The organism is Aquibium pacificum, from assembly GCF_040839445.1.
Taxonomy (GTDB): Bacteria; Pseudomonadota; Alphaproteobacteria; order Rhizobiales; family Rhizobiaceae; genus Aquibium; species Aquibium pacificus.
The window spans coordinates 1,001,028-1,020,867 of record NZ_JBDPGJ010000002.1 but is presented as its reverse complement, the minus strand read 5'-3'; the positions used below and the strand labels follow the sequence as shown (position 1 = coordinate 1,020,867).

Here is a 19,840-nt window from a genome sequence, read left to right as displayed (position 1 = left end):
AGGTATTCTGATCTCACGCTCCCCGACATCGATCCGTCAGATTCGACCACCGAATTGCCTTGATCCGATCCTTTTCCAAGCCATCCATGATGCGGGGAGCAGCCTGATGCGAACCTTCATACTTTTTCCGGCGCTCCTGGCGCTCCTTGCCTCCGCCGATCTGCCTGAGACGGCACCCGCTCCACCGGACAATCCTCGGGCGCCGGAAGCATCCTCCAGCCAGCCGGAGACCGCTGGCGAGGCAGCATCCGGGAATACCGACAACGCCATCGGCGATCTCTCAACCGAAGACGCGCCGGCTGATGGAGCACCAGAGGCGGACGGAGGCGACGACGCGGAAGACGCGGCCGAGGCTCCCGATCCGGCTTCCGCGCCGGACCGGCCGCCCGAGCCCGTGGACGAGGCGGTGATCGCCCGGTGCGAGACGGAACTGCGCGCTCTCGGCGCGGTCTTCGAGCGACGCGATACCATCGACGGCGACGGGGCCTGCGGCGTCTACCGGCCCTACAATCTGCGCGAGGCGGCACCCGGGGTCACCGTGAAACCCGAAACGGAGATGACCTGCGCCTCCGCGCTCGCGACCGTCCGCTGGGTGCGAAACGAGGTCCTGCCGGCGACCAGGGCGCTGGGCATGGGTGTAGAGCTGTCGGAGATCACTCACGCCTCCACCTATGTCTGCCGCAACCGAAACAACCGGCCGGACGCGAAGATTTCGGAACATGCGCGCGGCTCCGCGATCGACATCTCCGGCTTCGGATTCGACGGCCACGATCCGATTCCGGTCGTGCCGCGCGTAGGCGTGGGCACGATCGAGGAGGCCTTCCAGCGCGCCGTCCGCGCCGGCGCCTGCATGCACTTCACCACCGTGCTCGGCCCCGGATCGGACGAGAATCACGACGACCATCTGCACTTCGACCTGGCGGAACGAAGCAGCGGCTACCGGCTCTGCCAGTAGCGGTCGCCGCAAAAGCGAAGGCCCGAGCGATGCCCGGGCCCTCAATGCATGATCGCTAGTTAGGGGATGCGCTCAGCCCTGCGGCTGCGGTTCCATGCCGGCATCGGGCTCTTCACCGCCCTTCTTCTTGCCATGCACGCCGGCCTTCGGCACCGCCGATCCGCGCGAGGGCGGGGTATCGTCGCCGAGGTCGCGGTTAGGCTTCTGCCCGGCGATCACCTGCCGGATTTCGTCGCCCGACAGCGTCTCGTATTCCAGCAGCGCTTCGGCCACCGCGATCCATTCGTCGTTCTTCTCGGTCAGGATGCGGCGCGCCTCGGAGTAGGCCTCCTCGATCAGCCGGCGAACCTCGGCGTCGATGATCTGCTGCGTCTCTTCCGACATGTGCTGCTGGCGCGCCACCGAATGGCCGAGGAAGACCTCTTCCTGGTTGTCTCCGTAGGCGACCTGCCCGAGTTTGTCGGAGAAGCCCCAGCGCGTGACCATGGCCCGGGCGAGCTTGGTCGCCTGATCGATGTCGGAGGCCGCGCCCGAGGTGATGTTCTCCTTGCCGAACTTGATCTCCTCGGCGACACGCCCGCCCATCATGATCGCAAGGCGGGAGACCATGTACTTGTAGCTCATCGAGTAGCGGTCACCCTCGGGCAACTGCATCACCATGCCGAGCGCGCGGCCGCGCGGGATGATCGTCGCCTTGTGCAGCGGGTCGGAGGCCGGCACGTTCAACGCCATGATGGCATGGCCGCCTTCGTGATAGGCGGTGAGTTCCTTCTCGGCCTGCGTCATCGCGGTCGAGCGGCGCTCCGCGCCCATCATGATCTTGTCCTTGGCGTCCTCGAACTCGGCCATGGTGACGAGACGCTTGTTGCGCCGCGCCGCCATCAGCGCCGCCTCGTTGACGAGGTTGGCAAGGTCGGCGCCGGAGAAGCCCGGCGTGCCGCGGGCCAGCACCTTGAGGTCGACGTTGGGCGCCAGGGGAACGTTTCGGGCATGCACCTTGAGAATCTTCTCGCGACCGGTGATGTCCGGGTTGGGCACGACCACCTGACGATCGAACCGGCCAGGCCTCAGCAGCGCGGGATCCAGCACGTCGGGACGGTTGGTCGCGGCGATCAGGATGATGCCTTCGTTTGTCTCGAAACCGTCCATCTCGACGAGAAGCTGGTTGAGCGTCTGCTCGCGCTCGTCGTTGCCGCCGCCGAGACCCGCGCCGCGATGGCGGCCGACGGCGTCGATTTCGTCGATGAAGATGATGCAGGGCGCATTCTTCTTCGCCTGCTCGAACATGTCGCGCACGCGGCTGGCGCCGACGCCCACGAACATCTCGACGAAGTCCGAGCCGGAAATGGTGAAGAACGGCACGTTCGCCTCGCCCGCCACCGAGCGCGCAAGCAGCGTCTTGCCGGTTCCGGGAGGGCCGACGAGAAGCACGCCGCGCGGAATCTTGCCGCCCAGGCGCTGGAACTTCTGCGGGTCGCGCAGGAACTCGACGATCTCCTCGAGGTCCTGCTTGGCCTCGTCGACGCCCGCCACGTCCTGGAAGGTGACGCGGCCATGCGCCTCGGTGAGGAGTTTCGCCTTCGACTTGCCGAAGCCCATCGCGCGTCCGGAGCCGGACTGCATCTGGCGCATGAAGAATATCCACACGCCCAGGATCAGGATCATGGGCAGCCAGGAAATCAGATATCCGAATATCGAATTGGAGCCGTCATTCTCCGGCCGGGCATTGATCGTCACGCCACGATCCTCAAGCCGGCTTACCAGCGAGGGATCGCCGGGAGAGTAGGTCTGGAAACCGGCGCCGTTGTCGGTATAGGTGCCGGTGATGCGCTCGCCGGCGATCGTCACCGACTTGACCCGGCCGGACGAGACGTCGCTGATGAATTCCGAATAGGCGACCTCGCGTGCGCTGCCCCGCTGTTGCGGCGTCTGGAACAGGTTGAACAGCGCAATCAGGAGAACGGCGATGATCGCCCACAGCGCGAGATTGCGGTAATTTGGATTCATCTTCGGGTCCCATGCGCATCCGGCTGGCGATGCGCGTCCATCGTGGAGAATTCAGGCTAACATAGGGTTCACGACACCCATTGCCAAGCATTTGCCCGGCATTCGGTTAAGGACCTTATGCGGCAATGTGGCTGCGCAATGGCGGCTCTGGAATCCGGTCGCCGTCGAGCAGTTCCGCCAGCGCCCTCGCGGGGGCGAGATCGAAGCTCGGCAGGAACCGGATCCACGGCGCCGGCAGCCGCCGGAGCCGCTCGGGCAGACCGCCCTGACCGCTTCCTTCGCCGCCCGATTCTGCGTGCCGTACATGGACGAGAGGCTCCGCCGCCATCGCCGCGCGCATCAGGGCTTGCGGCGCTCCGTTGCGGTCGCGGACACGGGCGGCGGCAAGCGTACCGCCTAGTGCTTCCACCACCGCGTTTTCCGGCAGTCCGCCGCCCGATATGCGGTAGCGGCCATCCCAGACGCCGCCGGCCGCCGCCGGCATGGCACCGGTCCAGCCTGCGCGCATTTCACGGTGCAGGTAGGCCGTTCCCGACTTGCGGAGATCGACGACCGTACCGCCCAGTGTGCCGCGAAAGGCCGCGCCCTCGAGCCGCTCGTAGAGTTTTCTGGCCCGCGCGGCGTCCGGAAGGTGTTCGCGGCCGCCGACGGCGGCGAGCAGGATGCGCAGCGCAAGCCGAGCGCCCGGCCGGTCGTTCACCTGCGCGAAGGCGGGATCTAGCCGCACGAGACCGGGCGAGACGAGGCTTGCGTAGCGTGCGATGATTTCGCCTGCATGTTCGCCCGTGGCGACCCGATCCTCCGCTGCGAGGCGACCCTGTTCAATGAGGGCGGCAACGATTTCGTCCTCCTCGGGACCGGCCAGCGCACGGCGTGCCGCGACCCGCTCGTACTGCGCCATCTCGTTGCTGGGGTCGTCGACCCAGGAAACGCCGGCCTCCGCCAGGAAAGCCCTGAGATCGGACCGGCGCCAACCGAGGAGGGGCCGCACGATCCAGACCTTGCCGTCGTAGAGCGTGGCAGGCGCCATCCCGGCCAGGCCGCGGCCGTCGCCACGCTCCCGCCGCATGGCGATGGTCTCTGCCTGGTCGTTCATCGTGTGCCCGGTCATGACGACGGAAGTTCCCGCCTCGACAGCCGCCTCTGCAAGCAGGCGATACCGGGCTTCGCGGGATGCCGCCGACACGCCGGTCGCGGGCTTCTCGCCTTCCCATCTTATCGTCCGGTGGCGGATCCCCCGCTGCGCGCACAGGCGCGCCACCATCGCCGCCTCATCCGCCGCCTGCGGCCTCAAGCCATGATCCACGGTCACGGCGAGGATTTCGCCGCCGGTGGCGCGAAGATACGCGTCGAGCAGGATCAGAAGTGAGAGAGAGTCGCTGCCGCCCGAAACGGCTACCATGACAGGGACCGCATCCGTCAGGCGAATGCCGGAAAAGACTCTGTCTGGGCTGATGTCCAGGATACGTTCCCCTCTCTGGCCGGCCACAACGGCGGCCCGGGACATCGGTTCCATGCGCCCGGTCGAAGCTCGAGACGCGGGCGGATACCGAACTCGTCAGCAGCCGGCCAGGGCCTGCTCGGCCTTCACCCGCTCCTTGAGCGCGGCGGAAAGATCACGGTATCGGTTGCCGATCTCGGCATAGGTCGCGCAGGCGACGTCTCGCTGATTGAGCGCGGCGAGGGAGACGCCGAGCTTCAGGAGCATGTCTGGCGACTTGCCCGAATTCGGATAGCTCTGGTTTGCCGCCAGGAACACTTCCGCCGCCTGCCGGTATTCCTGCATGCCGAGCAACGCTTCGCCCAGCCAGTAATTGGCGTCCGCGGCCTTCGGATCGTTCGGGAAGCGCTCGATGTGTTCCCGGAACCCGGCCTCAGCCGTCGCGTAATCGCCAGACAGGATGAAGTTGTAGGCGTTCCGGTAGAGTTCATCCGGGCTGTCGGTAGCGGGAAGTGCCGCGACCTGGGTTCCGTCGGTCGAGCTGCCACTCGCGACACGTCCGGCATCCTCCGCGAACGCGGTGTCCTCCTCGCCGGCGTCCGCGGCGCCGCCGATCGGTTTGCCGTCGGCGTCGAATGTGATCGTGCCGAGCGTCTTCGGAAGCTCGCCGGTCTGCTGCGCCGTTGCGGTTGACCCTTCGCTCGCGCCAGCAAGCGTATCGGTGCCGCCGAGCCCGTCGCGCGCCGTGTCCTGCGAAGGGTTGGCCCTCACGGCGCCCTGCTTTTCCTCAAGCTGCTGGAGACGGAACTCGTTGTCCTCCTGCATCTTGCGGATCTGGTCCTGCGTCTGAAGTAGGAGGAAGTTCAGCTCCTCGATCTTGCCGTTCAGCTGCCGGATCTGCTCCTCGAGCTGGACGACGCGCGGATCGCCGGCCTGGGCGAGTTGCACCCGCGGCGCCTCGTCCGGCTGGCGCAGCCAGTTCTGCGGCAGGAGACGCTGCAGCGTACCCGTCCCGGCGGGCGACTGGGCATTGAGCGGCGCCGCGCCCGCCACGCTTCCGACGAGAAGCGGCAGCGACAGGGCAACGCAAAATATCGTGGTGGATTTCATCGACGATCTCGCTTTGGGAATTCCGAATGCCGGAGGCGCAGCCGCGCCTCGATCTCGAATTTACCAAGCCTTGCGACTTCGGCCAAATTTTGTTTTGGCACAAAGCGAGATGGACAGCACGGGAATTCGGCGGGCCGTTGTCGGCCCGCCGGCTTCACGCCATGGAATCAGCTGCCGGCGCCGCCGAGAACCGTCACCGCGCGGCGGTTCTGCGACCAGCAGGAGATGTTGTCGCACACCGCCACGGGGCGTTCCTTGCCGTAGGAGATCGTCCTCAGGCGGGTCGCCGGAACGCCGCGGGCGACGAGGAAGTCGCGCGTCGCGGCGGCGCGGCGGGCACCCAGCGCAAGGTTGTACTCACGCGTGCCGCGCTCGTCGGCATGGCCCTCGATCGTGATCGCATAGGTCGGGTACTGGCTCAGCCACTGCGCCTGCCGGGAGAGCGTCGCCTGAGCGTCGGCGCGGATGGCGGACGAATCGGTGTCGAAGAATATCCGGTCACCAACGTTGACGGTGAAATCCTGCTGCGATCCGGGCGTGGCCGAGCCTGCGCCCCCGAGACCTATGTCGGCCGCATTGTTCGGGATTTTCTTCGAAGCACATCCGGTCACCGCAAGTGCCATCACGAGCGCGATGACGGCGGGATTCCTGGTAAGTGTTGCGATACGGCGCATCACTGCCACTCCTTGGCATTCTAGGGGTTACTTTGACTTTCCAGTAACCACCTTTCGGTTAACCGGCGAACAAGAAACACGGTTAATGCTTGCTTATTCCCCTCGAATCCGCCCCGCCCTCCTGGCCGATCTGCGGTTTGCCGCACCCTATGCGGGATTACGGCCGAAACGCGACGCAAAGGCGTCCGCAGCGTGATTTGGGGCCGCTACATAGCCTTTCACGTCATTGTCACCGATCACTCGAGCAGCGGCGACCATGCCGGATCGGAGGCGAAATTGGGGCTCTGGATCGGCTGTTCGTTACGGCCGGTCAGATCGACCGAATAGAGACGCGGACCGCCGGCCCCGGCCGGCTCCTTGAAGAACATCAGGACCCGGCCGTTCGGCGCCCAGGTCGGTCCTTCCTGGCTGAAGCCGGTGGAAAGTATACGCTCGCCCGATCCGTCAATCCGCATGACGCCGATCTGGAACTCGCCGCCCGATTGCTTGGTAAAGGCGATCAGGTCGCCGCGCGGCGACCACACCGGCGTGGAGTAGGTCCCCTCGCCGAAGGAGATGCGCCGCTGGTTCGTGCCGTCGGCGTTCATGACGTAGATCTGTGCCCGTCCGCCACGGTCGGAGGTGAAGACGATCTGGCTGCCGTCGGGAGAATAGGACGGCGACGTGTCGATCGCGCTCGAATCCGTCAGGCGTGTCGTCGTGCGGCTTCTGAGGTCGAGGGTATAGATGTTGGAATTGCCGTCGTCGCGCAGCAGGCTCATGATCACCTTCTGGCCGTCCGGCGAGAAGCGCGGCGCGAAGGTCATGCCCGGAAAGTTTCCGACGAGTTCGCGCTGTCCCGTTTCGAGCTGCAGCAGGTAGACCTGCGGCTGGCCGCTCTCGTAGGACATGTAGGTGATTTCCTGCCGGTTCGGCGAGAAGCGGGGCGTCAGCGAAATGGCGCGTCCGTCGGACAGGAACCGGGCGTTGGCGCCGTCCTGGTCCATGATTGCGAGCCGCTTGGTGCGCTGGTTCTTCGGTCCGGATTCGTCGATGAAGACGATGCGCGTGTCGAAATAGCCCTTTTCTCCGGTCAGGCGCTCGTAGATCGCGTCGGCAATGATGTGCGCGATCCTCCTCTTGTTGGCCTGCGAGGCGAAGAACTGCTCGCCCGACAGTTGCTGGCCGGCGAAAGTGTCCCACAGACGGTACTCGGCACGGATGCGGCCGTCCGGTTCCTGGCTCACCCGTCCCGTGACCAGCGCCTGCGCGTTGATCACCTTCCAGTCCTCGAAACGGGGGGCGGCGTCCGGATTGGAGATCTTCTCGATGAAGGCCGCGCGGTCGATGGGCGCGAACAGGCCCGAGCGCTGCAGGTCCGCCGCGACGATGCCCGAAATCTCGGCGCCGAGCGCGTCGGCCGACAGGAAGTCGGTGATCGCGATCGGCAGCGGTTCGACCACGCCCTTGTTGACGTCGATCTCGACCAGGGCGCGCGCCGGGACGATGGCCGCGCCCGAGATCGCTGCGATCATGGCCGCCGCGATCAGGAGGGGTTTAAGGAGACGTTTCATGCCTTGCCCTTCTTCATTCCGTGTCGCGGCCGAAACCGCGAAAATCCCGTGTGTTGCCGGTAGCCGCGAACAATGATCAGAACATGTCGCTCGGGTCGAAATTCACCACGACCTCGGCCCAGACATCCTCTTTGCCCTGCGGCAGGATGAAGCCCCTCTGATCGCATTTCTGGACGGCGCGCACCGCGCTTTCGTCAAACTGCCGATTGCCGCTGGATGCTATGACTTCTGGCATGCCTTCCAGCCGTCCGCCTGGCGCGACGTTGAAGCGGATGGAGGCGCGCAGGTCCGACGCCTCCTCCGCGCCCGCCGGAATACTCCAGCATCCGGAGAACTGGGTCCTGAGCGCGTCAAGTTCGCTCTGCGAGAGTTTCTCGCCCGTCGTCTTGCGCTTGCCGCCGAGGGCCGCCTCCTGCGTGGATCGCTTCGCGCCGCCGCCCGAGGCCTTTTCCTTGTTCAGAAGCGCGGCGACGTCCTGCAGCAGGTCGTCCGACTTCTCCTGCGCGGGCGCCTGGGCCTGCTTCGGCGCCGGCTTCTCGGCATCCTTGCGTTCGGGCGCCTTCGCGGTCTGCGCCTGCGCCGGCTGCGGCCTCGGGCGCGCTTCGGGACGCGGGGCGCTTTCGGGCAGCGCGGCCTCCTGCGCCTCCTCCGCTTCGGCGGGAACGGGCTCCGGTGACGGTTCGGGTTCGGCTTCCTGCTGCGGCTCCGGTTCCGGCGCCGGGTCGGGCTCGACCTCCTGCGGCGGCTCTGGCTGCGGTGTCACCTCGGTTGCCGGCACGGGTTCGGGCTTCGGCTCCGGCTTCGCCGGTTCCGGCTCCGGGATGGGATCGGGGATCGGAGCAGGTTCGGGCGCGGGCTCCGGCAAGGCGGCCGTCTCGACAGGACGCGGCTTGGGATCGGGGGTAGGCGGCGCGGGGGTGTCCACCGTGTTGTCGCCCACCTGCTCGGCATTCTCCACCGCCTCGGGACGGGTCGTCGGCACGGGCGCGGGCGCCTCGGCAACGGGCGCTTCCCTCTCGCCGACCTGCACCTGGCTGATCTCCTCGATCGGCACGATCTCGACGGGGAAGGATTCCACGTCCATCACCTCGAAAGCGCGCGGCGCCGAGAGCGTGAACAGCCCGACGGAGAGCAGCAACGCATGCAGGATCGTCGATGTGACGAGACCGGCCTTCATCGCGGCTAGCTGTCCTGCTCCTGCAGGGTGACGAGGCCGAGATTGTGGAACCCCGCCGCCGAAATGCGCGCCATCACGCGCATCACCGTTCCGTAGTCGGCACTCTTGTCGCCGCGCACGTAGATGCGTTCCTCGTAGCCGGTTTTGGAAATGGCCTCGAGCTTCGCCACGATTTCCTCGAGCGGTATCTCGGTCTCCTGGAGATAGATCTGACCCTTGTCGTTGACCGACACGGTGATCGGCTGGGTGTCGGCGTTCAGTGCCTTCGCCTGCGTCTCCGGCAGGTCGATGGGCACGCCGACGGTGAGCAGCGGCGCGGCCACCATGAAGATGATCAGGAGCACCAGCATCACGTCCACGAAGGGCGTGACGTTGATTTCCGACATCAGCTTGTGGTGCCGCCCCCGGCGCCTGTGGCCGCGGCTGCCCCGTCCGCCGGATTGTCCTACAGACATGCCCATGGCAAACTATCTCCCTCAGGCGCGCTGAGCGACCTTCTCATCGATCTGCCGCGACAGTATGGCCGAGAATTCGTCGGCGAAGCCTTCCATCCGCACCGCCAGCTTGCCGGCGTCGGACGAGAGCTTGTTGTAGGCCACGACCGCGGGAATGGCCGCCAGCAGGCCGATCGCGGTGGCGAGCAGCGCCTCGGCGATGCCGGGCGCGACGACCGCGAGGCTGGTCGACTTGGACCCGGCGATCGCCTGGAACGAGGTCATGATGCCGACGACGGTGCCGAACAGGCCGATGAAGGGGGCGGCCGAGCCGATGGTGGCGAGGAAGCCGAGCCGGCCTTCGAGCCGCTCCATCTCGCGCGTCAGAGCGAGGTCCATGGCCTTGTCGATGCGCGTCTGCAGGCCGAGCGGCGCGCGCGCGCCCTTCTCGAAGCTCTTCTTCCATTCGCGCATGGCGGCGACGAAGATCGAGCCCATCCCGGTCGTGTTGCGCTCCGAAAGCGTCCGGTAGAGTTCTTCCAGCGACTGCCCGGACCAGAATGTCTGCTCGAAGCGGTTGAGTGCGAGGCGCATGCGGCCATAGGCGATGATCTTGTCGATGATGATCGCCCAGGTCCAGATCGACGCCCCGAGCAGTCCGATCATGACCATCTTCACGATCCAGCCGGCCTGCCAGAAGAGTGCCCACACCGATAGGCTTGCTGACGGCTCTGCGAGAGCGAGAGTTTCCATGAAAGTCCTGTCCTAGTGTGAACCGCCGGCCGGGTCGCCCACGCAACTTGCCCCTGCTCGACCGGAACCGCACGGTTCTCCGGCCATCGTTCCCGACGCTATCGCGGCCTTTTCCGCAGGAATCTTGGTGAAACGAAGGCGCGCGGCATCGTCGGCATTCTACCGATCGGATTCATGGAGGATTATGGTTAACGAGGCGTTAGGATGACGGCTTGGCCGTCATCCGGTGCTGGCCGGCATGAACGCCGTGATCCACGCCTTGGGGAAGCGGCGCGGCCTGCCGTCCTCTCCCACGATGGCCGCCTCGACCTTCGCCTCGATCAGCACGGTGCCGCCGCGCAGGATGCGCTGCCCCATGAAGATGCGCGCGCCTGAGATGTTTTCGGTGCGGGTCTCGATGGTCAGCACGTCGTCCATTCTCGCGGGCGAGCGGAAGTCGATCTCCATGCGCCGCACCACCCAGACGATCCTCTCGCCCTCGGCGCCGGCCGCCAGTTCGGTATGGTGCACGCCGCAGAGCCGCAGGAAATCCGAGCGGCCCCGCTCAAAAAATTCGAGATAGCGGGCGTGGTAGACGAAGCCGGAGAAATCCGTGTCGGCATAGTAGACGCGCGCCGACAGCCGGTGGCCGTCCGCGGTGAGTTCGCCCGAAAGTCCGGTCTCGCGTTCACCATGATCCGCCATCGCGCTTTCCTTCGAAGGTTCGCTCTGCCATGTCTCGCCGCATGCGGCACCTTGCGACCTCGATGGCATTTCGCCCCGCCTCGATCAAGGCCGGGCCGGGAACGGGACGGATCTACGTTGCGCGGCGGCTCGCCGGCTGGGTACTGGCGATCGCGATCGCGCTGATCGCCCTGCCGGCACACGCCGCGACCTTCCAGGCGCAGCGCGGCATCAATCTCGACATCTGGGTCACCTGGCCCGACGAGAGTCGCTGGGGCGAAGAAGGCGTGCTCCTGCCCTTTCCCGAATGGCGCCGCACGCTCGATGCCGCCGGCCTCGAGAAGTTGAAGGCCGACGGCTTCGACTTCGTGCGCATCCCGATCGATCCGCGACCCTTCCTGTCGGACCGTTCGGCGCGGTTCCACGACCGGCTCTACGGCGAGGTGCTCGACGCCGTGCGCCTGGTGGAAGACGCGGGACTGAAGGCCATCGTCGACCTGCACCTCTTCCCGACCGGTTCCAGCGGATCAGTCGGCATGGGCCAGGTGATGGACGATCCGGCGCTGTTCGACCGCTACCTCGATGTGGTGCGGCGCATGGCAGGCACGCTGAAGGCGGAGGATCCCGAACGGATCGCACTGGAACTGATGAACGAGCCAGTGGCCGAATGCGGACCACAGGACGCCGCTTGGCCCGAGCGGCTGCAGCGCCTCTACGCGGCCGCGCGCGCCTCCGCCACACGGCTGACGCTGGTGCTCACCGGCGCCTGCTGGGGCACGGCCGAAGGTCTCGCCGCCATCGACCCGGCGCAGATCCCCGACGACAACGTCATCTGGTCCTTCCACACCTACGCGCCCTTCCTCCTGACGCACCAAGGCGCAACCTGGTCGGGCGACTTCATCCGCTACGTCACGGGCATTCCCTACCCGCCCCATGCCGTGCCGCGCGCCGAGCTGGACGCGGCGGTCGAGAAGGCACGCGAAAAAATCCGGGCCGAGGCGCCATGGCTGCGCCAGTCGGGCATGCTCGCCTATCTCGACGAGCAGGTCGCGGCGATCGACACGAAGGAGGAACTCGCGGCCGCCATGGCCGAACCCTTCGACACCGCCGCCGCATGGGCCGCCGAACATGGCATCGATCCGAAGAACATCATCCTCGGCGAATTCGGCATGATCCGCCAGGAATGGCAGAACGACTTCGTCATGCCGCCACAATGGCGCGCCGCCTACTACCGCGACATGATCGCGCTCGCCGAGACGCACGGATTTGCGTGGTCGATGTGGGGCTATGGCGGGGCGTTCGGGGTGGCGGAAGAGTTCGAGGGCCGGCCGGCGGAACAGGATGTGCTGGGGGTGGTGCGGGGGCTGCGGTAGTCCGAAACCCGTCATTAGAACGGTAGGAAGACGAAGATCCTACTCTTCCTCGAACAGCCGCCCTTGCACTTCCGCCATATTGCGCGGCGGCTCGAGGCCCATGTGCTTCCAGGCGTTACCGGTCAGCATCCGTCCGCGCGGGGTGCGCTGGATGAAGCCCTGCTGGATGAGGTAGGGCTCGATGATGTCCTCGATGGCGTCGCGCGGCTCCGACAGGCCGGCGGCGATGGTCTCGATGCCCACCGGCCCGCCGCCAAAATTTCTGGCGATCATGGACAGATACCGCCGGTCGAGGCTGTCGAGCCCTAGAGCGTCGACCTCCAGCCGAAGCAGCGCCTCGTCGGCCACGGTCCGCGTCACCTTCTCGGCGCCTGCCACCGAGGCGAAGTCGCGAACGCGCCTGAGCAGCCGGCCGGCGATGCGCGGCGTGCCGCGGGCGCGCCGCGCGATCTCCAGCGCGCCGTCGTCGCTCATCGGCAGCGCCAGGATGCGCGCCCCGCGCCGCACGATCAGTTCCAGTTCCTCGACCGTGTAGAAATCGAGCCGGACGGGAATGCCGAAACGGTCGCGCAGGGGATTGGTTATGAGGCCGAGGCGGGTGGTGGCGGCCACCAGGGTGAAGCGGGCGAGGTCGATCTTGACCGAACGCGCCGCCGGCCCCTCGCCGATGATCAGGTCGAGCTGGAAATCCTCCATGGCTGGATAGAGGATTTCCTCCACGGCGGGCGACAGCCGGTGGATCTCGTCGATGAAAAGGACGTCGCGGTCTTCGAGATTGGTCAGCAGCGCGGCAAGGTCGCCGGCCTTGGCGATGACCGGGCCGGAGGTGGAGCGGAAGTTCACCCCGAGTTCCTTCGCCATGATCTGCGCCAGCGTGGTCTTGCCGAGACCCGGCGGGCCGACGAAGAGCACGTGGTCGAGCGCCTCGCCGCGCGACTTGGCCGCCTCCACGAAGACCTTCAGGTTGGCGCGCGCCGCCGCCTGGCCGACGAACTCGTTCAGCGACTGCGGGCGCAGCGTGACGTCGACGTCCTCGCCGCGCTTTTCCGGCGTGATCAGGCGGGGGGCGGTGGTCATGTCAGGAGTTCCATGGACGGAATGGCCCTGGCGGCCCGTTTGTCGAAAGTCGCCACGGTCGCACATCCCGCTCGCCGTGCGCTAAGCGCGATCAGGTGATCGGCGATGTCGCCTTTCGCCTTCTGGGCGATCAGCATCGACAGGGACGCCTCCTCCTCGAATACGACCTCAGCCGACTCCAGCAGCGCGAGCACGACGCCGCGCACCGAGTCACGCGGGTATCCATAGCGGCGTTCGAGTGCCCAAACCATTTCCGCAAGCACGATGAGGCTGACATAGGCCGGGTCGTCGGCGGTGCGCGCGGTCAGGAACCGGGATGCGACCTCGAACTGCTTCGGGTCATCCCGCACGACGAACCGCAGGAGAACGTTGGTATCGACGGCCTTCATTTCCCTCTACCGTGCGCCTCGTTCCATTCTCGCACGATCCGGACGTCGTCTTCCGCGACGGCCTGGCCGATCGCATCGTCCATGTCCTCGATGGTGGCTCCCGCACCCGCCGGAGGGCGACCAAGAATTCCCGCGAGGTCGGCGAGCTTCCGGTTCTTCGGCATGGCGACGACCTCGCCGTTGCGAACGGTCACGTAAAATCGAGTGCCTGCCCCAAGTCCGAGTTCCTCGCGCACATCCTTCGGGATGGTAAGCTGACCCTTGGACGTCATCGTAGTATAAGCGCCCATATGTCTTACTCCCGGGATCTTTTCCTACGAAACGAGAATAGTAAGAACCAGCGCCGCGCACAACCGCTATCGCGCCAGTTCCTTCAGCCCCAGCCGGATCAGCTTCGCCGAATCCGCCCCTTCACCCGCCGCCTTCATCGCAGCCGCGATCGCGTTCGCCGCAACGTCGCGCGAATAGCCGAGGTTGGTCAGTGCCGAGACGGCATCGGCCACCGGGGCCGGCGCCACGCCATCGCCGAGTTCCTGCTTCAGGCCCATCGTGCCGGATGCGGGGCCCGAATAGGCCGGCGCCTTGTCGCGCAGTTCGGTGACAATGCGCTCGGCCACTTTCTTGCCGACGCCGGGCGCCCGCGCCACCATCGCCACATCGCGCAGCGCGACCGCGTTGGCGAGTTCGGATGCCGACAGCGTCGACAGCACCGCCAGCGCGACCTTCGCGCCGACGCCAGGGACGTTGTTCTGCAGCAGCCGGAACCACTCGCGCTCGAGCGCGGTGGCGAACCCGTAGAGCCGGATCATGTCCTCGCGCACGTAGGTCTCGATGAACAGCGTCACCGCCTCGCCGACGCCCGGAAGACTGGCCAGGGTCCGCGTCGGGCAGAAGGCGACGTAGCCGACCCCGTGCACGTCCACCACGCAGTGATCCTCGGCAATCTCGTCCAGCGTCCCCTTGAGCTTGCCGATCATGGATATGTCTCTGGAGCGATGATCTCGAGGGATGGGAAATAGGTGGCGTAGCGCCTGGAATCGCGGGTGAGAAGCGCGTGCCCTTCCACTTCCGCATGCGCTCCGACCAGGAAGTCGGGCAGAGTGCGCTCGCGCAAACCGCCGGCGCGTCGATAGGCGCGATATGCCTGCCCGGCGCGAAAGGCAACTTCGAACGAGAGCGACAGCTTTTCCAGAACGAGGCCAGAGAGTGCTCGGCTCAATGCCTCCGGCGAAGCGAAGTTGGCGCCGATCTCGGACCAGATGATCGGATTGACCGCCAACGGCCGCTTGCCCCCCAGTTCGACGAGCTTGCCTGCGGACCATTCCGCCGTATCGCTTCCAAGCATGACGTCGAAGAAGATATTGGAATCAACGAGAACCGAGGTCATCGCGCTCGCCCCGGATAGACTCGAAGTACTCGTCGGCTGTCATTCCTCCCAAGTCCAATGTGCCAGCCACGCGGGCGGTCCACTTGCGGATGGATTCAGCCGGTTCGACGTCTCTGTCGACAGAGGGCAGCAGGCGAAGTTTCACCTCGCCGTCATTGTCGTTGACGAATTCCACCTCCGAGCCCGGCTGGATGCCGAGTTGCTCGCGGATTTCCTTGGGGATGGTCACTTGGCCCTTGGACGTAACGCGCATGGTAATACCTCTGCGGTATTACCTACGCGGTACAGTAGAACAAGTCAAGAACAAACCGGTCACGCCACGCGCGCGGCGGCGGCCAGACGGCCTGTCACGCTCTGCCGGTGGTGCGCGTGGCAGATCGCGATCGCGAGCGCGTCGGCGGCGTCGTCGGTGTCGAAGACGGCGCGTGGCATCAGCACCTTCACCATCATGTGGATCTGTCGCTTGTCGCCGTGACCGACCCCGATCACGGACTTCTTCACCGCGTTCGGCGCGTATTCGGCGACCCTCAGCCCGGCCTTCGCCGGGACCAGCATCGCGATTCCGCGCGCCTGGCCGAGTTTCAAGGTGGCGACCGCGTCCTTGTTGACGAAGGTCTGTTCCACTGCCGCTTCGTCGGGCATCTGCGCGTGGATGATGGCGGACAGCCCGTCATGCAGTTCGCACAACCGGGAGGCGAGGTCGGCCTTGGCATCGGATACGACAGTACCGGCGCCAACGAAGCGAAGCGCATTCCCGCACGCTTCCACGATGCCCCAGCCGGTGCGGCGCAGGCCGGGATCTATGCCGATGATGCGAATCGTTTCAGCCATGGACCTACTCTATGCGGACGTAGGACCATTGCCATCCGGATGTGAACAAATAAGAAACAAACTGCGCCGCTCGTTCGACCGGATCTCCCCGGATTGCCTATTCTGCACCTTCCGCGGCCGTTTCTCAGGAGACCCTCCCCTGCTCCCACCGCTGCCGGACCTCGATGCCGCCCTCGTCATGCTCCTCGCGACGGTCGCCGTCGCCGGCGTGGCGCGGGGCATGTCGGGCTTCGGCACCGGAATGATCGTCGCTCCGGTCGCCGCCGCGCTTTACGGTCCCAGGGTCGCGCTGGTGGTGATCGTCATCATGGACTCGCTGCCGGTCCTCCCGATCACCCTGCCGGCTCTGAAGATCGCGCGGTGGAAGGAGGTCCTGCCAGTGGCGCTCGGCCTGGCGTTGCTTCTTCCGGCGGGCGTCTACGTGCTGAAGCACGGCGATCCGGTCGCCCTGCGATGGTGCATCTCGCTATCGATCCTCGCCTGCGCGGCGGCGCTGTGGAGCGGTTGGCGCTATCGCGGGCCGCGCGGCGCGCCGGTCTCCTTCGCGGTCGGCGGCGTCGCGGGGCTGCTGTCGGGCATCGCCTCCATCCCCGGCCCGCCGGTCATCATCTACTGGCTGGCGGCGAACCTGCCTGCCGCGATCATGCGCGCGAATCTGTTGACCCTCTTCCTTATCGGCGAGGGCCTCTCCATCGCAAACCTGTGGCTGGCAGGGCTCTTCGAAGCGGACGCGGTGATGCTGGGTGTCGTTGCGGCGCCGTTCTACTTCGCCGGCCTCGCAATCGGCTCGCACCTGTACGGGTGGGCGAGCGATGCGGTCTACCGCCGCGTCACCTTCCTTCTCATCGTCGCGGCCGCGATCTTCGCGCTGCCCGCCGTCCAGCCGCTCTTCGCCGCCCTCGCCGGCGCCATCGAAGCGGGCTAGTTCCGGCCGAACGCCGTGCGCAGGAGCGTTATCTGGTCGGAAACGGGGTTTGGACGCGGCGCAGACTGGACCGGTTCGGCGCCGTGGCCGTAGATCTCGTCGTCCATGCGTCGAACCAGCGATTGCAGGCTGAGCGAGCGCTCCACCAGTGCCTTGAACGCCGCGGGGAGTTCCTCCCAGCCCGACGCGCCGTCCCGCGCGGAAGCGGTGTCGAGCCTCACCTTGGTCTTTTCGGCGGCGACCTGTTCGCGGGTCATCTCGCCGGAATTGGCGGCGCGCTGGAGGAGGAGCCACGACGCGATCTGCATCAGGCGGGTGGTCAGCCGCATCGATTCGGCCGCGTAGAGGGTCGCACCGATACGCGACAAGCCCTTCGCCGCGGCGCGTCCGTCGCCATCGAGATATTCGGCGGTCTGCTCCACCAGACCCATGCCCTCGTCGTAGAGCGGCTTGAAGGAGGCCGAGAAGACGCGGCGCTCGGCGAGCTTGATCGTCGTTGCACTCTGTCTGACAGGCTCACTCATGACACCACCCCTTTTTGCCGCCGGATTTCCGAATTGCTCGAACGCTATCACGCGTTCACTGTTCCCGCCCAACGACCGGCAGCGCGAAAATGCGATTTCTCCACGGCGTAGGCAAGTCGATGTTTAACGAAGGGTTAACGCGGGCTTCCGCTTTGCCGCTGGCGAAAAAAAAGAGCCGCGCAAAGCGGCTCTCAGGAGTTTAACAGGGAGGCGTCAAACAGAGCAGCCCCAGCCGCTCAGTCAGAATCCAGAGAACTGGATGGACATAGTAAACAGCCGTAAAGCTTAACGCTGGGTTAACGCCTCGAACGAAATCTTCATTTCTCTCATCGCGCGCCGGCCGTCGCCAGGTCGCGCTGTCCGACCGGACCCCACACAACCGGGAGCGCGATCCAGGCGAACATCAGCATGCCGCCGAAGAAGCCGAGCGAGGCAACCGCCACGACCGGCTCGATGGCCTCGTTGCCGGCCAACAGGAAATAAAGCCCCACGAGCAGGAATACTCCGCTCACCGACTGGACCCAGAAGTGCACCCGGGCCAGCAGCGATCGGCCGACCGCGGGATAGAGATGGTAGAAGAACCCGAACACTGCCGACATCAGCCAGCCCGCCACCATGGCATGGGCGTGAACCGGCATCTGGCCGTGGTCGTGGGTGATCGACATGTGCAGCCCCAGCGACATGCCGAGGATGCCGTAGACGATGGCAATGGTGAAGAAGTTGCGTGCAGCGCCCTGCATTTCGAAAGTTCCTTTCCAGATCGAAGGTCCAGGCGACCGTGCGGCGCCGTCCGGCGCCCGGTCGTCTGGGGCGGTCTGCTAGCATGGGAGTCGCATCCGCCCCGTGTCACCTGTACGCGGCAGGGTGACGGAAACTGTTACATTTTCCACGCAACGCAAAATTCCGCCGCGACCCGTCTCACAGATCCTTTGCCATCTCCCTCAGCCGGAACTTCTGGATCTTCCCCGTGGAGGTCTTGGGGATTTCGGCGAAGACCACCTGCCTGGGCACCTTGTACCGGGCAAGCAGCGTGCGGCAGTGCTCGATGATCTCGGCTTCGCTCGCCGTCCGGCCGGGCCTGAGCTCGACATAGGCGACCGGCGTCTCGCCCCATTTCTCGTCGCTCTTGGCCACCACGCCGCAGGAGGCGACGGCCGGATGCTTGTAGAGCGCGTCCTCCACCTCGATGGACGAGATATTCTCCCCGCCCGAGATGATGATGTCCTTGGAGCGGTCCTTTAGCTGGATGTAGCCGTCCGGGTGCATCACGCCCAGGTCGCCCGAATGGAACCAGCCGCCGGCCAGCGCTTCCTCGGTGGCCGCCCTGTTCTTCAGGTAGCCCTTCATGACGATGTTGCCGCGGAACATCACCTCGCCGATGGTCTCGCCGTCAGCCGGCGTCTCAACCATCGTCTCCGGATCCATGACCGTGAGCCCTTCCAGCGCCGCGTAGCGGACTCCCTGGCGTGCCTTCCGGGCCGAGCGCGCGCCCTTCTCGAGATCGTCCCACGCGCCTTTCCACTCGTTGACCACGGCCGGACCGTAAGTCTCGGTGAGGCCGTAGAGATGCGTCACCGCAAAGCCGGCGTCGGCCATGCCCGAAAGCACGCTCTCCGGCGGCGGCGCGGCAGCGGTGTTGAAGGTGACGGTCTGCGGGAATTCCCGCTTATCCTCGTCGGGCGCGTTGATCAGCGTCGACATGACGATCGGCGCGCCGCAGAGATGGGTCACTCCGTGGTCGGCGATGGCGTCGTACATGGCCTTCGCGCGGACCCAGCGCAGGCAGACATGCGTGCCCGCCTGAACGGCGAGCGTCCAGGGAAAGCACCAGCCGTTGCAGTGGAACATCGGCAGGGTCCAGAGATAGACCGGATGACGGCCCATGCCGGCGTGGATGGTGTTGGCGTAGGTCATCAGAGCTGCGCCGCGGTGGTGGTAGACCACGCCCTTGGGATTGCCGGTCGTGCCGGACGTGTAGTTGAGCGCGATAGCGTCCCACTCGTCGTCCGGCATCGCCCAGGCGAATTCGGCGTCGCCCGAGCCGAGAAATTCCTCGTAGTCAAGCGTCCCGATGCGCTCGCCCTTCGGAAAGGGCGCATCGGCGCCATGTTCCGGATCGTCGTAGTCGATGACCAGCGGCTTCACCTTCGCCATGCCCAGCGCCTGCCTGACGATGCCGGAGAATTCGCGGTCGACGATCAGCAGCTTCGTCTCGGCATGGTCGAGCTGGAAGGCGACGATGGCCGCGTCGAGCCGGGTGTTGAGCGAATGCAGAACCGCCTTTACCATCGGCACGCCGAAATGCGCCTCCAGCATCGCTGGCGTGTTGGAGAGCATCACCGTCACCGTGTCGCCCTTGCCGATGCCCTGTGCGGCGAGTGCGGAAGCGAGTTGGCGCGTACGGGCATAGAAATCGCGATAGTTGAGCTTCGCCGATCCATGGATGACAGCGGTCTGGTCGGGAAAGGTTCGCGCCGCACGCTCCAGATAGGTCAGCGGCGTCAGCGGCTGGTGGTTGGCTGGATTGCGCTCCAGCCCCTCGTCATAGATGCCCGGCATCGCGGCGC

General features: G+C 65.9%; 22 protein-coding genes. 3 read left to right on the top strand and 19 right to left on the bottom strand.

Annotation, left to right across the window (positions count from 1 at the left end):
- Positions 1-106: 106 nt before the first annotated feature.
- Entirely contained in the window at positions 107-955 is an 849-nt protein-coding gene (locus ABGN05_RS11365) for an extensin-like domain-containing protein (RefSeq protein WP_367954121.1), read from the top strand.
- 72 nt (positions 956-1,027) lie between these two features.
- Here ABGN05_RS11365 and ftsH read toward each other — a convergent pair whose 3' ends face one another.
- From ftsH to ybgC, 9 genes are all read right to left on the bottom strand, one after another.
- Positions 1,028-2,962: an ATP-dependent zinc metalloprotease FtsH gene (ftsH, locus tag ABGN05_RS11360; protein WP_367954120.1), complete on the bottom strand. Its 1,935-nt coding sequence runs from the start codon at positions 2,960-2,962 to the stop codon at positions 1,028-1,030.
- A 115-nt stretch (positions 2,963-3,077) separates the two neighbouring features.
- Complete coding sequence (gene tilS / locus ABGN05_RS11355) at positions 3,078-4,364, bottom strand: tRNA lysidine(34) synthetase TilS (protein ID WP_367954119.1); 1,287 nt, start codon at positions 4,362-4,364, stop codon at positions 3,078-3,080.
- A gap of 156 nt (positions 4,365-4,520) precedes the next feature.
- A complete protein-coding gene (ybgF, locus tag ABGN05_RS11350) occupies positions 4,521-5,513 on the bottom strand; it encodes a tol-pal system protein YbgF (protein ID WP_367954118.1) in 993 nt (330 codons plus the stop codon).
- Between the two features lie 167 nt (positions 5,514-5,680).
- Positions 5,681-6,187, bottom strand: a complete 507-nt coding sequence (gene pal, locus ABGN05_RS11345) for a peptidoglycan-associated lipoprotein Pal (RefSeq protein WP_367954117.1) — start codon at positions 6,185-6,187, stop codon at positions 5,681-5,683.
- Positions 6,188-6,423: 236 nt separating this feature from the next.
- Positions 6,424-7,701, bottom strand: coding sequence for a Tol-Pal system beta propeller repeat protein TolB (tolB, locus tag ABGN05_RS11340; RefSeq protein ID WP_367954363.1), 1,278 nt, complete (start codon positions 7,699-7,701; stop codon positions 6,424-6,426).
- Between the two features lie 115 nt (positions 7,702-7,816).
- A complete protein-coding gene (tolA, locus tag ABGN05_RS11335; RefSeq protein WP_367954116.1) occupies positions 7,817-8,917 on the bottom strand; it encodes a cell envelope integrity protein TolA in 1,101 nt (366 codons plus the stop codon).
- 5 nt (positions 8,918-8,922) lie between these two features.
- Complete coding sequence (gene tolR, locus ABGN05_RS11330; RefSeq protein ID WP_367954115.1) at positions 8,923-9,378, bottom strand: protein TolR; 456 nt, start codon at positions 9,376-9,378, stop codon at positions 8,923-8,925.
- Positions 9,379-9,393: 15 nt separating this feature from the next.
- Positions 9,394-10,104 (bottom strand): protein TolQ, encoded by a 711-nt coding sequence (gene tolQ / locus ABGN05_RS11325; protein ID WP_367954114.1) that lies wholly within the window; start codon positions 10,102-10,104, stop codon positions 9,394-9,396.
- Between the two features lie 219 nt (positions 10,105-10,323).
- Complete coding sequence (gene ybgC, locus ABGN05_RS11320; protein ID WP_367954113.1) at positions 10,324-10,788, bottom strand: tol-pal system-associated acyl-CoA thioesterase; 465 nt, start codon at positions 10,786-10,788, stop codon at positions 10,324-10,326.
- 29 nt (positions 10,789-10,817) lie between these two features.
- Here ybgC and ABGN05_RS11315 point away from each other — a divergent pair, with 29 nt between their 5' ends.
- Positions 10,818-12,140, top strand: coding sequence for a glycoside hydrolase family 5 protein (locus tag ABGN05_RS11315; RefSeq protein WP_367954112.1), 1,323 nt, complete (start codon positions 10,818-10,820; stop codon positions 12,138-12,140).
- A gap of 39 nt (positions 12,141-12,179) precedes the next feature.
- On the opposite strand, the gene ruvB is transcribed toward ABGN05_RS11315, so the two are convergent.
- From ruvB to ruvC, 7 genes are all read right to left on the bottom strand, one after another.
- The gene (gene ruvB, locus ABGN05_RS11310) at positions 12,180-13,217 is read right to left on the bottom strand and encodes a Holliday junction branch migration DNA helicase RuvB (RefSeq protein ID WP_367954111.1); all 1,038 of its coding nucleotides are present in this window, start codon (positions 13,215-13,217) and stop codon (positions 12,180-12,182) included.
- Positions 13,214-13,606 carry a type II toxin-antitoxin system VapC family toxin gene (locus ABGN05_RS11305; RefSeq protein WP_367954110.1) on the bottom strand — a complete coding sequence of 131 codons (393 nt, stop codon included), beginning with the start codon at positions 13,604-13,606 and terminating at the stop codon, positions 13,214-13,216. The genes ruvB and ABGN05_RS11305 overlap by 4 nt, the downstream gene beginning before the upstream one ends.
- On the bottom strand, positions 13,603-13,896 hold the full coding sequence (locus ABGN05_RS11300; protein ID WP_367954109.1) for an AbrB/MazE/SpoVT family DNA-binding domain-containing protein: 294 nt from the start codon (positions 13,894-13,896) through the stop codon (positions 13,603-13,605). Before ABGN05_RS11300 ends, ABGN05_RS11305 begins: the two co-directional genes overlap by 4 nt.
- 66 nt (positions 13,897-13,962) lie before the next feature.
- Positions 13,963-14,583 carry a Holliday junction branch migration protein RuvA gene (ruvA, locus tag ABGN05_RS11295; protein WP_367954108.1) on the bottom strand — a complete coding sequence of 207 codons (621 nt, stop codon included), beginning with the start codon at positions 14,581-14,583 and terminating at the stop codon, positions 13,963-13,965.
- Positions 14,580-14,993, bottom strand: coding sequence for a type II toxin-antitoxin system VapC family toxin (locus ABGN05_RS11290; protein WP_367954107.1), 414 nt, complete (start codon positions 14,991-14,993; stop codon positions 14,580-14,582). Before ABGN05_RS11290 ends, ruvA begins: the two co-directional genes overlap by 4 nt.
- Positions 14,974-15,246, bottom strand: a complete 273-nt coding sequence (locus ABGN05_RS11285; protein WP_367954106.1) for an AbrB/MazE/SpoVT family DNA-binding domain-containing protein — start codon at positions 15,244-15,246, stop codon at positions 14,974-14,976. The genes ABGN05_RS11290 and ABGN05_RS11285 overlap by 20 nt, the downstream gene beginning before the upstream one ends.
- Positions 15,247-15,305: 59 nt before the next feature.
- Positions 15,306-15,824: a crossover junction endodeoxyribonuclease RuvC gene (gene ruvC / locus ABGN05_RS11280; protein ID WP_367954105.1), complete on the bottom strand. Its 519-nt coding sequence runs from the start codon at positions 15,822-15,824 to the stop codon at positions 15,306-15,308.
- A 178-nt stretch (positions 15,825-16,002) separates the two neighbouring features.
- On the opposite strand from ruvC, the gene ABGN05_RS11275 reads away from it, so the two are divergent.
- Complete coding sequence (locus ABGN05_RS11275; RefSeq protein ID WP_367954104.1) at positions 16,003-16,749, top strand: TSUP family transporter; 747 nt, start codon at positions 16,003-16,005, stop codon at positions 16,747-16,749.
- Here ABGN05_RS11275 and rcdA read toward each other — a convergent pair.
- From rcdA to ABGN05_RS11260, 3 genes are all read right to left on the bottom strand, one after another.
- A complete protein-coding gene (rcdA, locus tag ABGN05_RS11270; RefSeq protein WP_367954103.1) occupies positions 16,746-17,273 on the bottom strand; it encodes a protease adaptor protein RcdA in 528 nt (175 codons plus the stop codon). The two genes, ABGN05_RS11275 and rcdA, sit on opposite strands and share 4 nt — an antisense overlap.
- A gap of 326 nt (positions 17,274-17,599) precedes the next feature.
- Positions 17,600-18,013, bottom strand: a complete 414-nt coding sequence (locus ABGN05_RS11265; protein WP_367954102.1) for a hypothetical protein — start codon at positions 18,011-18,013, stop codon at positions 17,600-17,602.
- 178 nt (positions 18,014-18,191) lie between these two features.
- Positions 18,192-19,832 (bottom strand): acyl-CoA synthetase, encoded by a 1,641-nt coding sequence (locus ABGN05_RS11260; protein ID WP_367954362.1) that lies wholly within the window; start codon positions 19,830-19,832, stop codon positions 18,192-18,194.
- Positions 19,833-19,840 lie beyond the last annotated feature (8 nt).